The organism is Marinobacter salarius (assembly GCF_032922745.1).
In the GTDB taxonomy this organism is placed as follows: Bacteria; Pseudomonadota; Gammaproteobacteria; order Pseudomonadales; family Oleiphilaceae; genus Marinobacter.
This window is the reverse complement of sequence record NZ_CP136693.1, coordinates 3,406,302-3,418,027: the sequence shown is the minus strand read 5'-3', so window position 1 is coordinate 3,418,027 and position 11,726 is coordinate 3,406,302. Positions and strand designations below refer to the sequence as shown.

Genomic DNA, 11,726 nt, shown 5'->3' with positions numbered 1-11,726 from the left:
ATGTTGTGGTCAAAAACTGCGCAGCGAAAAATCTGAAAAAAGGTTCATAAAGTCAGTTAAATGTGACCGATGCACGTACCCGTTTTGTACCTGTCGCTAAAGTAGTGATGTGGAGTCGTAAGAGGTAGTGGCCCACAGGAAGTGAAAACTACTATAAAAGGAACATAATAATGAAAGGCCTGAAACGAACACTGCTTGCGCTGGGCGTCGCAGGGTTGCCTGCTGCCGCAATGGCAGACATTGTGATGCTGGAGGACAGCGCAATGGGAAACATTACCGGCCAGGCCGGTGTGTCCATTGAGCTGGAAACCAAGATCAATATGGACCGCTTTATCTATACCGATGAAGGGTCGCTGACGATCAGCGATATCAGCATCGGCGGTGCGGAACGGACAGACTTCTTTGGTTTCAATGGCCTGGGTGGGCCAGATTCCAATGATCTGCTGGACAACATCCGTATCGATATTGATGTGCTCGCCGACGGCGATGCGGCCATCAATATCCGCCCGCAATTCTTCAATGCTATTGATTTCCGTGTGACCTCCGGTGCGTGGGAATTGTGGGGGCAGGGCGGCCAGAACACGGCGCTGATGGACAACCTGTTCATTGAAGGTGTGTTGGGGCGTGGCTCTATTCACATTGATACAGACACCGACGTCATGCGGCTACGTTCTGCGTTTGCCATTGAGGTGATGGATTTCGATGTGCCGTTTGCGGCCGTGGGCATTCGTGGCCTTTCATTGACCGGTGCGGACTACGATCAGACCTTCCCGAGCGTGTTGGACCTGTTCGCGGAAGTGGACCTGTACATCTACAACGGCCAGCGTGCAGACGGTGGTTCCTCCCTGGCGATCGATATGCCCAGCTTTGCGGCGGACATCGGAATGCAGGAGGTGATTGTGGGGCAGGCCTCGATCGGCCAGATCTTTATTGATGACCTGGCGATCACCAATACCCAGATGCGGGTGTACGGTCACTAGTGACCAAGTCGTCTGCGGGGCATGCAAGGTGCCCCGCAGACGAGTCCTCCGGCGAACGTGATCAGCCCAGCAGCAGGCTGTCGTCGTCCACTTCCAGCCCGCGCTGCTTCTCGAACAATTCCAGCAGGTCTTTCACTTCCAGTCCTTCCCGGTCCTGGCCGGCGATATCGAATACCACCTGGCCCTGATGCAACATCACTGTACGGTCGCCCACTTCCAGCGCCTGTTTCATGCTGTGGGTGACCATCAGCGCGGTGAGCTTTTGCTCTTCGATGATCTGTGTGGTCAGGTCCAACACGAAGGATGCGGTTTTCGGGTCCAGCGCGGCGGTGTGTTCGTCCAGCAGCAGGATGGCGGAGGGTGTCAGGCTGGCCATCAACAGGCTGACAGCCTGGCGTTGGCCGCCGGAAAGCAGGCCCATCTTGTCGCCGAGGCGATTCTCCAGGCCCAGATTGAGCGAGGCCAGGCTGGTTTTGAACTGATCCAGATAGCGTGCTTTGACCGCCGCGCTCAACCCACGGCGTTGGCCGCGCTTGATGGCCAGGGCGAGGTTTTCCTCGATGGTCAGGCCTTCGCAGGTGCCCGCCAGAGGGTCCTGGAAAACGCGGGCAACACGGCCGGAGCGTTTGTGGGTGGGCAGCTTTGTCACGTCCTGGTTGTCGACAATGATGTTGCCGTTGTCCACCATGACCTCACCGGCGAGGGCGTTGAGGAAGGTGGATTTGCCGGCGCCGTTGCTGCCAATCACGGTGACGAATTCGCCCTGGTTGACGGTCAGGCTCATGCCTCGGAGGGCCGGGTTTTCAAGCGGCGTGCCCTTGCCAAAGGTCAGGGTCAGGTCGGTTGCTGTAATCATGCTTCCTCCTCAGGCCTTTTTGCGGGTCAACCGCGCGGCAACGGACGTGCGAACACCTGGCAGCACAATGGCCAGGGTGACCAGCACGGCGGTGATCAGGTTCAGGTCCTGGGCCTGTAGCCCCAGGAAGTCCGCATTCAACGCCAGGGCGATGGCCAGGCGGTAGACGATGGCGCCGATCACACAGGCAATCAGGGCTCGGAGAACACTGGACGGCGTAAGCACGGCTTCACCACCGATAAGGGAGGCCAGGCCAATGACAATCACGCCAACACCCATGGTCACGTCCGCAGCACCCTGGCTTTGCGCGAACAGGGCACCGGCGAGGCCTACCAAACCGTTAGAGACGGCAACCCCCAGCACAATCATGGCACCGGTGGCGATACCTTGTGCACGGGCCATTCGCGGGTTGGCGCCGGTGGCGCGCATGGCCAGCCCGGTTTCGGATTTCATGAACCGCCACAGCAGCAACAGGCTTACCATCACCACGATGATGAATAACAGTACCGGCACCTGATGGTAGGCCAGGCCAAGGTCGTACCAGGGTGTGAGGACGGTTTCCTCGGTGAGCAGGGCGATGTTGGGCCGGCCCATGATGCGCAGGTTCACCGAATACAGCGCGATCATGGTGAGGATGGACGCCAGCAAGTTGAGAATGTTGAGCTTGACGTTCAGCAGGGCGGTTACCGCCCCGGCGCCCATGCCAGCGATAACGGCAGCACCGGTGGCCAACCAGGGGTTAACGCCCTCAATAATGAGGACGGCTGCTACAGCCGCACCCAGGGGAAAGCTGCCATCCACGGTCAGGTCCGGGAAGTCGAGTACGCGAAACGACAGGTAGATACCGAAGGCGACCAGCCCGTAGATCAGGCCGGTTTCGATGGCGCCATAAAACGCAATGTTACTAAGCATGGGATAGGGTCACCGTAAATGAAAACGGGCAGCCCTTGTGAGGCTGCCCGCTAACAGTGGATTACTTGTCGCTGTTTACGACTTTTTTCGCGTCGCTGATCAGGTCGTCGGACAGGGTAATGCCCATGCGCTCTGCGGCAGCGGGGTTCACGAACAGTTCCAGGGTGTCCACGGATTCCACATTCATGTCACCGGGGTTGGCACCTTCCAGGATGCGGGCCACCATGGCGCCGGTCTGGCGGCCGTGGTCGTAGTAGTCGAAGCCAAGGGCAGCAACGGCGCCACGGCCGACGGTGGCGGTGTCAGCGGCGAAGACCGGAATGCTGGCACGCTCGCCCACGGAGATGACCGCTTCCACGGCGCTGATCACGGTGTTGTCGGTGGTCAGGTAGATGGCGTCTGCTTTGCCCACCAGGGAACGCGCAGCACCGAGCACTTCCGAGGTCTTGGTGGCGGCGGCTTTAACCAGTTCCATGTCACGGGCCTGCAGGCGCTCTTCAAGCAGCTCCACCAGAGCCACTGCGTTGGCTTCGCCGGGGTTGTAGACGGTGCCGATGCGTTTGGCGTCTGGCACCACCCGCTCGAGCAGGTCGAGGTGGCGTTCGATGGGCAGCATGTCGGTCACGCCGGTGATGTTGGCTCCCGGAGCCTTCAGGCTTTTCACCAGCTTGGCGCCGACTGGGTCGGTTACCGCTGAGAAGACGACTGGAGTCTGGCGAGCGGCGGCGGCCATGGTCTGGGCCGACGGCGTGGCGATGGCGACGATCACGTCCGGGCCTTCACCCACGAATTTGCGGGCAATCTGTGACGCGATGGCGGCGTTGCCCTGGGCGCTTTCGTGCATGATACGAACCTGTTCGCCGTCGTTATATCCCTGTGCTTCCAGTTCGTCCCTGATGCCCTGGTAGACAGCATCCAGTGCCGGATGCTCCACAATCTGGGTGATGGCGACTACTCGCTGCTCGTCGCTCTGTGCCATGGCGGGTGCAATGGCCGCCATTGCCAGTAGGGCGGTGCCGATCAGCGTACGCAGAATCTTGTTGGCCATAAACCGGTCTCCGGGTCTGTTCAGACTGTTTGGGCGCGCCGGGAGATCGAACGCGCGTTTTATAATGGGGCGGGAGTTTATCACAGGCTATTGGATTGATGGGTAAGGGAAGGTACCTTTTACAGGGATTCGCGCGGCAGTATGCCGGCCAAAAGTACATGTGAAGTGGAATAGTTTTAGTTCCGTCACGTTTTGACGGTGACGGCTGTGGTGAAATAGGCTACTAAAGTCTAATGCAGTGCAGCCCTTACATAATAAAAACACCGATAACTCAAAAATAACACAACGCAAGGAAGGTCCATGGACACTACTGACAAACTCCCCCTGGATATGGTTTATCACTGGGAACACGCCAAGGCGGATTCCCTGTACATGACTCAGCCCATTGGCGACGGCAAGGTTGTCGAATACACCTGGAAGCGTGCGGTGGATGAAGCCCGCCGGATGGCCTCGTACCTGAAATCCCTGAACCTGCCGGAGAAGAGCCGGGTCGGGATCATATCCAAAAACTGCGCGCAGTGGATCATGTCGGACTGGGCCATCTGGATGGCGGGCCACATCTCCGTGCCGCTTTACCCGACCCTGAATGCGGATACGGTGAACTACATCCTTAACCACAGCGAATGCGAGGTTCTGTTTGTCGGTAAGCTGGACGACTGGGATCAGATGAAGTCCGGCGTGCCGGAGTCCGTGCGTTGTATTTCCTACCCACTGAGCCCGCCCAACAATTTTGAAACCTGGGACGACCTTGTGGGCAAGTACCCGCCACTGGAAGAGAACACCCAGCGGGATGCGGATGAACTGGCCACCATTGTGTACACCTCTGGCAGCACCGGCCGGCCGAAGGGCGTTATGCTGAGCTTCCGTAATATGGCATTTGCGGCCGCCGGTGGCACCCAGGTGCTGGGCGTGGGTGCGGAAGAGCGCATGCTGTCCTACCTGCCGCTGGCGCACGTTTTTGAGCGCACGTTTGTGGAGCTGGGCTCGTTGTACTCCGGTTTCCAGCTGTTCTTTGCCGAGTCGCTGGATACTTTTGTCCAGGATCTGCAGCGGGCACAGCCGACGCTGTTCCTGTCAGTCCCCCGCCTGTGGGTGAAGTTCCAGCACGGCGTTCTTCAGAAGTTGCCCAAGGAGAAGCTGGAAAAGCTGCTGAAGGTTCCGCTGCTGAACAAGGTGATCAAGAAGAAGGTGCTCAAAGGGCTGGGCCTGAACAAGGTCAAACTGGCTGGCAGTGGCTCCGCACCTCTTTCCAACGATGTGCTGGACTGGTACCGCAACCTGGGGCTGGAACTGCTGGAAGGCTACGGCATGTCCGAGAACTTTGCCTATTCCCACATGAACAAGCCTGGCCGTTCCCGCACCGGCTACGTGGGTGAAGCACTGCCCGGCGTGGAAATGAAGATCAGCGACGAGGGCGAAGTGCTGGTGAAAAGCCCGGCCACCATGATGGGGTACTACAAGGACGAAGAGAAAACCCGCGAAACGTTCTCAGAGGACGGTTTCCTGAAAACCGGCGACAAAGGCGAAATCGACGAGATGGGACGCCTGAAGTTGACCGGCCGCATCAAGGAAATCTTCAAGACCAGCAAGGGTAAGTACATCGCCCCCGCACCGATTGAGAACCGCCTGATGTCTCATGAGGCCATCGAAATGGTGTGTGTTTCCGGGGCCAACCAGACGCAACCCCACGCGCTGGTGATGCTGGGCGAGGAGATTCGTCCGAAGATGGCTGATGAAGCATTCCGCAAGGACATCGAGGCCAGCTTCAAGCAGTTGATTACAGACGTGAACAAGACCGTGGACCCTCACGAGCAACTGGCGTTCATTACCGTGGTCAGCGATGAATGGTCCATCGAGAACAGCTTCCTGACCCCGACACTGAAGCTGAAGCGTAATGTGGTGGAGGATGCGTATCAGGAAAATGTGGACTCCTGGTACGCAAAACGTGAGCCGGTCATCTGGCAGTAGAGAAAACCGACGTAAGTCGCATAGGGAAAGCACTGAAACGGGCATAAACTGAAGACATATTCAGGAGGGAATATGACTCAGTTAGCCCGGTTTCAGAAACGCATTTATGACATGATTCCGCTCTCGGAAGCATTGGGTGTGGAGCTGGTTTCCTATGACGGCCATGCGTTGTTGGTCAGTGCTCCGCTGGCCCCCAACCACAACCACCAGGGGACTGGCTTCGGGGGGAGTGTCTACTCGGTTGCAGTGATTTCCGCCTGGGGGTTGGTTGAGCTGGTATTGACCGACCTGGGATTGGCCGGAAAGGTGGTGATCCAGGTAGGTGAAATTGAGCACATTGAACCGGTAGACACGAACTTCTTCGCCCTGTGCCGCCTCCCCGGCGGTGAAGTCCCTGACCGATTCCGAAAAAGCCTGGCCCGCCACGGCAAGGGCAGGCTTTCCCTGATTGCTGAAGTGTACTGCGGCGAACCCACCACGGAACCCGTCAGAGAACCCGTTGCGGTTTTTCAGGGCCGTTTTGTGGTTCAGGGCGCGCATTCTCGTTCGGTGATCTAAGCGGACTTCCCGGCTGCCGCTTGAAGGCGGCGAACGTCAGCTAATGGCCCGGGTGTCGGAAATGGACTTGCTCATGAGGATGATCGGAATGATGCCGGCCAGCACGATAATCAATGCCGGCAGGGCGCTGTGGGCGAGCTTCTCGTCCGAGGCAAACTGGTACACGTAGGTGGCCAGGGTTTCAAAATTAAAGGGCCGCAGGATTAACGTCGCCGGCAGCTCCTTCATACAGTCCACGAACACCACCAACGCCGCCGTAATCAAGGTGCCCCGCAACATGGGCAGGTGAACCTTCAGCAGTGTGTTGCCCGGTGTATGGCCCAGGGACCGGGAGGCCATGTCCATACTGGGTGTAATTTTCTGCAGGGCACTTTCCACACTGCCAGCGGAGACCGCCAGGAAGCGAACGGTATAGGCGAACACCAACGCAAAGGCGGTACCACTAAGCAGCAGCCCACTGCTGACCCCGAAGTTGTCCCTCAGGATGCCATCCACCCAATTGTCAAAACCGGCCAGCGGCACAATCACACCCACTGCGAGCACGGCCCCGGGCATGGCGTAGCCCAGGCTGGACAGCCGCATCATCACGCGCATGCCCCGGGTATCGTGCAGGCGGCGGCTGTAGGCGAGGGTGACGCCAATGATCAGCGTGGTCAGCGCGGCGGTTCCCGAGAGAAACAGGCTGTTGAGCGTGTTGCGGACGAAGTCCGGGTTCCAGCTTTCGTCGAAGTACTCCCAGGCATAGTGGCCAAGAGTGGCGGCCGGCAGCAGGAAACCGAAGATCACCGGAACGGCGCAGACGGCCACGCAAACCCACTGGCGCGGGCGTGAGAGGGTAAAGCGGCGGATTGGCTCGCGGTTGTCCCGCGCTGCGAATTGTTGCTGTTTGCGCCGGGAATAGCGCTCCAGGGTCACCAGGATAACGACGAAGGCCAGCATGGTGGTGGCAATCTGCGCGGCGCCTCCCAGGTTCCCCAGGTTCATCCAGGTGTCGAACAGCCCGGCGGTCAGGGTTTGTACCGCAAAGAAATCCACCGTACCGAAGTCGTTCAGGGTTTCCATCAGTACCAGCGACAGGCCAACCGCTACGGCAGGCCGGGCAATCGGCAGCACAACCCGGAAGAAGGTGCTGATGGCGGAATGCCCCAGGCTACGGCTGACCGCAAACAGGGAAGGGGATTGCTCCAGGAACGCGGCCCGTGCCAGCAGGTACACATAAGGGTAGAGCACCAGGCCGATCATCAGGGTGGCGCCTTCCAGGCTGCGGATCTCGGGGAACCAGTAGTCGGCGGCGTTGTGCCAGCCAAACCAGTCCCGCATGGCGGTCTGAACCGGCCCGGCGTAATCCAGAAGGCTGGTATAGACATAAGCAATGACATAGGCAGGCACCGCAAAGGGTAGCAGCATGGCCCATTCAAAAAACTTGCGACCGGGAAAGTCGCACATGGTGACCGCCCAGGCGCTGGCGAGGCCGATAACCAGCGTGATGAAAGCCACGCCGGCCATGAGTTGGAGTGTGGTAACCAGATAGCGGGGAAGCGTGGTGTCCAGCAGGTGAGGCCAGATATTCTCTTCCGGAAACAGCGCCAGGATAAGCACCGACAGTACCGGAAGCGCCACGATGGAGGTGGTCACTGCGGCGGTGATCAGCCAGCGTTTCGAGGTCCGTTTTGCCAGCAGGGGGTATCTCGCCCCGGTCTGTTCAATGGCCTCGGACATAGGTTTCCTTTGGGTGAATTGGGAATAGGGTGCGGATTGTACAAAAAAGCCGGGACCTGAGTCCCGGCTTTTTCAATACAAGGATGGTTTAGTTGTCGTAATCGACGCGATCAACCATCTTCACCGCTGCGCTGCGGTTCTCCGCGATTTCCTGGAGAGACAGGTCGTCCGGGTTAATCTCACCCCATTCGGCCACCATGCCGGAGGGCTTTACGTCGGGGTTGGCCGGGTATTCGGTGTTGGCCTCGGCGTAAATCTGCTGTGCCTTGGGCTCTGACAGGAACTCCATCAGGCGGATGGCGTTGTCACGGTTGGGCGCACTTTTGGTCAGGGCGATACCGCTGATGTTGATGTGAGTGCCACGGCCAGCTGCGTTGGGGAATACCAGACGTACGGACTCGGCGGCCTCGCGCTGGTTCTCGTCGTTCAGCATGTTGCCGTAGTAATAGCTGTTACCGATGGCAATGTCGCACTCGCCGGCATGGATGGCCTTGATCTGGTCACGATCACCGCCCTGGGGCTTGCGTGCCAGGTTGTCTTTCAGGCCTTCCAGCCACTCTTCAGTGGCTTCTTCGCCATGGTGGGCGATCATGGAGGAGAACAGGGCAATGTTGTAAGGGTGCTTGCCGCTGCGGGTACAGATGCGGTCATCCCATTTTTCATCCGCCAGTTGCTCGTAGGTCGTGATTTCGCCTTCTTCAACACGTTCCTTTGAGGCATAGATCAGCCGGCCGCGGGTGGTGAGGGCGAACCACTTGCCGTCAGGATGACGAAGGTTCTGCGGGACGTTGCTCTGCAGGGTTTCGTTTTCAATGCCTTCAACGAGGTCGCGCTCAACCAGCTCGTTGATGCGGGAGATATCCACCGTCATCACCAGGTCCGCGGGGCTGTTGCGTCCTTCACGCTCCAGTCGCTCTGCCAGGCCTTTCTTGGCGAAGACGACGTTGGTTTCGATACCAGTTTCTTCCTGGAATGCATTCAGCAGCGGTTCCAGCAGGTAAGCCTGGCGGTAGGAGTAGATGTTGACCTCGCCGTCAGCGCTGGCCTGCAGGGGCAGCGCGCAGGCTGCTGCGATGGCAGTCGCCGCAAGTTTCATTTTCATGGTAGGTATTCCTTTATGGTTTTGGGTAAGGGGTGATCTTTTTACGTGTAGTGAGACGTAATGGTAGTTAACAATGCCAACTATTCTTATTTGTGTTGCGCTGAGTGTCAATACACCGTTGCCAACTTATCGCGGAAATGGTGTTATGCTTCGGAAGACTATAAAAACTATGTAAAAAGTGGTGGGCATACAGACTATGGTTGGGAATGATCGAAGAGTGCACGGTCGCACAGCAATGAGTGCGAAGGTTCGGGTTACCCATGAAGAACTTGGTGAATTCGTGTTCTCAACCAGGGACATTTCCGATGGTGGCGTTTTTATTGTTGTCGACACCGAACCCTTCGCACCGTCGATCGGTGACAGTGTTCAGGTTCAGGTGCAGGGCCTTCCGGTGCCTGCTCCCGTGCTGGATATGGTGGTGGTACGTAAGACCAACGATGGTTTTGGTCTACAGTTTGCGGATCAATAGACGGTGCTCACCTGAATGATATTCAACAGATTTTTCTTCCTTGTGCGGCTTATCGTCGCCGTTCTGCCATTTGTCCTGAGTGGGTGCGCATCCTATTACACCCACTATGCGGTGTTTCCCGCTGAGAATTCGGCTGGCGAAGATCGCCAGGTAAAATTGACGTGGCAGACTGCCGAATACCCCGGCTGGTGGGTGGCGGATAACCGGTCCACACCCATTACCGTCGAAACCCAATGCAGCGCCCGTGAATGGCGTCTGGTGGATGACAGCCATGAAGACGCCGCCGACCAATCCTGCGGGGAGGGTATCCGGGCCTGCGGTAACGAAGGGCTGGACCGTGTTGCCCGCACGGGCGCGTCGGTAGCTGGCAAGCGCTGCATGACGATAAATGCGGACGATCCGGCGGCACGCGTCACCGATATTGGTTCGTCACTGGATCTGCTGGTGTCCTGTGAGCCGGCCAAGACCGTTCGGGGTAGTGGCGATGATGCCGACAACATCGACTATATCCGGGCTTCAACGGTGCCTTACACTATCTATAGCCGCAAATCCCCCCGTGGATCACTTCACGCCCGGCCGCCGGAACTGGATGATTCGGTTTGTGACGACGAATAGAAGGGCAGCGACCTGTCAGTAATGTGAATGGTGTCACGTTGCTACATTTTGTTTCCTGATGATAGTTTCGGTTACTCCCTGTCGCGTTCCGGTTACTTCACACTACATAAATGTAATGGACTCTTTCTGAGCGGGCGTCACAATAGTGATTATCGATTCGTGCACGTGTTAGAGGTGTCCCGTGGGAGTCCGTCAAAAGAAAATTGCTGTACACGATCTGGAGATTGGCATGTTTGTGTCCGATCTCGATCGCCCGTGGCATCAGACGCCTTTCCCCATCCAGGGCTTTCACATCCGCTCCCAGAACGACGTGCGTTCGCTGGTTACTCACTGCAAGTGGGTGATTATCGATGAGGCCGAGGTTCGCGAGGCCATCGATCAGAGCAAACCCGGAAAACGCATCTTCAGGCGCCCGAGCAAACGCTCAGGGCATGAGCGAGATTCGGTACAGTTGCCGCCTCTCAATATCAAGGAGCCGGTCAAGTACGACTCCGTAACGACCATGCGCAGAGAACTGAAGGTGTCCAAGAAGCTGATGATCGATGCGGAAGCGTCGCTGAATCAGGTTTTTGAGGCCATTCGTCAGCGTGAAACGCCAGACCTTCGGGGGGTGGCTGTCGTCACCCAGAAAATGGTTTCCAGCGTTGTTCGCAATCCCGACGCCATGCTGTGGCTCAGCCGCACCCGTCACCATGACAACTATACGTATCGGCACTCCCTGAATACGGCAGTATGGGCGCTGGTCTGTGGCCGTCAGTTGGGCCTGAATGAAGGCCTTCTGAATCACCTTGGGCTGGGCTGTCTGCTGTCTCAGGTTGGCAAGCTGGACCTTCCTGCCCGCATTCTTGCCAATGAGGGCAAGCTGGACTCCGAGGACTTCTCCGTTTACCGAACCTACGTGGAACGCGGTGTTGCGAAGCTTGCAGACAGCGGTTTATCCCGCGCGGTTCTCAGTGTTGTGCAGGGCCACCGCGAACGGCATAACGGATCCGGTTTCCCGGAAGGTGTCCGGGGCGATCGGATTCCACTGCTGGCCAAGGTGGCGGGGCTGTCGGAGTATTTCGAGACACTGATTGGCCCGCGGACTTCAGCGGAGCCCATGACGCCGGCCCGCGCGGTGACGCTGCTGTATGAAATGCGCAACATTGAATTCCAGGAGGACCTGGTGGAGCAGTTTATCCAGGCCATTGGCATTTACCCCACCGGCAGCCTGGTTGAGCTTAATGATGGCCAGCGCGGTATTGTGGTTTCCCATGCGCCGGAGCGTCGGTTGTGGCCGAAGGTTATGGTGATGACGGACTGCTATCACCGTCCGTTGAAGTCCGCCCGGATCGTGGACCTTGCAAAATACAACGAAGGGCGTGGCGCGCATGACACTCTGACAGTGGCCGAGTGTCTGCCCCATGGCACGGAAGGGTTGAACCCGGAGCACTACGACGTGACTGGTGCGGAATCCCGCTGGAACCTGTCACGCATTGTCGGCGCCTGATACGGCTCGG

General features: G+C 58.1%; 11 protein-coding genes. 6 read left to right on the top strand and 5 right to left on the bottom strand.

Features of this window, described 5'->3' with window-relative positions:
- Positions 1–170: 170 nt before the first annotated feature.
- The gene (locus R1T46_RS15785; protein ID WP_041333163.1) at positions 171–980 is read left to right on the top strand and encodes a DUF6160 family protein; all 810 of its coding nucleotides are present in this window, start codon (positions 171–173) and stop codon (positions 978–980) included.
- Positions 981–1,041: 61 nt separating this feature from the next.
- On the opposite strand, the gene R1T46_RS15780 is transcribed toward R1T46_RS15785, so the two are convergent.
- The 3 genes from R1T46_RS15780 to R1T46_RS15770 form a co-directional block, all read right to left on the bottom strand.
- The gene (locus R1T46_RS15780) at positions 1,042–1,836 is read right to left on the bottom strand and encodes an ABC transporter ATP-binding protein (RefSeq protein WP_036208270.1); all 795 of its coding nucleotides are present in this window, start codon (positions 1,834–1,836) and stop codon (positions 1,042–1,044) included.
- 9 nt (positions 1,837–1,845) lie between these two features.
- Positions 1,846–2,748, bottom strand: coding sequence for an ABC transporter permease (locus R1T46_RS15775; RefSeq protein WP_317306093.1), 903 nt, complete (start codon positions 2,746–2,748; stop codon positions 1,846–1,848).
- A gap of 61 nt (positions 2,749–2,809) precedes the next feature.
- Positions 2,810–3,796 carry an ABC transporter substrate-binding protein gene (locus tag R1T46_RS15770; protein ID WP_091642014.1) on the bottom strand — a complete coding sequence of 329 codons (987 nt, stop codon included), beginning with the start codon at positions 3,794–3,796 and terminating at the stop codon, positions 2,810–2,812.
- Between the two features lie 300 nt (positions 3,797–4,096).
- Between R1T46_RS15770 and R1T46_RS15765 the strand changes: the two genes are divergently transcribed.
- Positions 4,097–5,764 carry an AMP-binding protein gene (locus tag R1T46_RS15765; RefSeq protein ID WP_317306092.1) on the top strand — a complete coding sequence of 556 codons (1,668 nt, stop codon included), beginning with the start codon at positions 4,097–4,099 and terminating at the stop codon, positions 5,762–5,764.
- Between the two features lie 72 nt (positions 5,765–5,836).
- A complete protein-coding gene (locus R1T46_RS15760) occupies positions 5,837–6,322 on the top strand; it encodes a thioesterase domain-containing protein (RefSeq protein ID WP_041333170.1) in 486 nt (161 codons plus the stop codon).
- 36 nt (positions 6,323–6,358) lie between these two features.
- Here the strand turns inward: R1T46_RS15760 and R1T46_RS15755 are convergent, their stop codons facing one another.
- Together R1T46_RS15755 and R1T46_RS15750 are read right to left on the bottom strand one after the other, a co-directional pair.
- Entirely contained in the window at positions 6,359–8,041 is a 1,683-nt protein-coding gene (locus R1T46_RS15755; protein ID WP_228210717.1) for an ABC transporter permease, read from the bottom strand.
- An 88-nt stretch (positions 8,042–8,129) separates the two neighbouring features.
- A complete protein-coding gene (locus tag R1T46_RS15750; protein ID WP_085680885.1) occupies positions 8,130–9,143 on the bottom strand; it encodes a Fe(3+) ABC transporter substrate-binding protein in 1,014 nt (337 codons plus the stop codon).
- A 196-nt stretch (positions 9,144–9,339) separates the two neighbouring features.
- On the opposite strand from R1T46_RS15750, the gene R1T46_RS15745 reads away from it, so the two are divergent.
- From R1T46_RS15745 to R1T46_RS15735, 3 genes are all read left to right on the top strand, one after another.
- The gene (locus R1T46_RS15745; protein WP_036208246.1) at positions 9,340–9,612 is read left to right on the top strand and encodes a PilZ domain-containing protein; all 273 of its coding nucleotides are present in this window, start codon (positions 9,340–9,342) and stop codon (positions 9,610–9,612) included.
- 15 nt (positions 9,613–9,627) lie between these two features.
- The gene (locus tag R1T46_RS15740; protein ID WP_317306091.1) at positions 9,628–10,227 is read left to right on the top strand and encodes a hypothetical protein; all 600 of its coding nucleotides are present in this window, start codon (positions 9,628–9,630) and stop codon (positions 10,225–10,227) included.
- A gap of 181 nt (positions 10,228–10,408) precedes the next feature.
- Entirely contained in the window at positions 10,409–11,716 is a 1,308-nt protein-coding gene (locus tag R1T46_RS15735) for an HD-GYP domain-containing protein (RefSeq protein WP_075196864.1), read from the top strand.
- Positions 11,717–11,726 lie beyond the last annotated feature (10 nt).

Excerpts from the sequence above, each read along its gene's own strand:
- R1T46_RS15785 (WP_041333163.1), top strand. The coding sequence starts at position 171 with ATGAAAGGCCTGAAACGAACACTGCTTGCGCTGGGCGTCGCAGGGTTG.
- R1T46_RS15780 (WP_036208270.1), bottom strand. The coding sequence starts at position 1,836 with ATGATTACAGCAACCGACCTGACCCTGACCTTTGGCAAGGGCACGCCG.
- R1T46_RS15775 (WP_317306093.1), bottom strand. The coding sequence starts at position 2,748 with ATGCTTAGTAACATTGCGTTTTATGGCGCCATCGAAACCGGCCTGATC.
- R1T46_RS15770 (WP_091642014.1), bottom strand. The coding sequence starts at position 3,796 with ATGGCCAACAAGATTCTGCGTACGCTGATCGGCACCGCCCTACTGGCA.
- R1T46_RS15765 (WP_317306092.1), top strand. The coding sequence starts at position 4,097 with ATGGACACTACTGACAAACTCCCCCTGGATATGGTTTATCACTGGGAA.
- R1T46_RS15760 (WP_041333170.1), top strand. The coding sequence starts at position 5,837 with ATGACTCAGTTAGCCCGGTTTCAGAAACGCATTTATGACATGATTCCG.
- R1T46_RS15755 (WP_228210717.1), bottom strand. The coding sequence starts at position 8,041 with ATGTCCGAGGCCATTGAACAGACCGGGGCGAGATACCCCCTGCTGGCA.
- R1T46_RS15750 (WP_085680885.1), bottom strand. The coding sequence starts at position 9,143 with ATGAAAATGAAACTTGCGGCGACTGCCATCGCAGCAGCCTGCGCGCTG.
- R1T46_RS15745 (WP_036208246.1), top strand. The coding sequence starts at position 9,340 with ATGGTTGGGAATGATCGAAGAGTGCACGGTCGCACAGCAATGAGTGCG.
- R1T46_RS15740 (WP_317306091.1), top strand. The coding sequence starts at position 9,628 with ATGATATTCAACAGATTTTTCTTCCTTGTGCGGCTTATCGTCGCCGTT.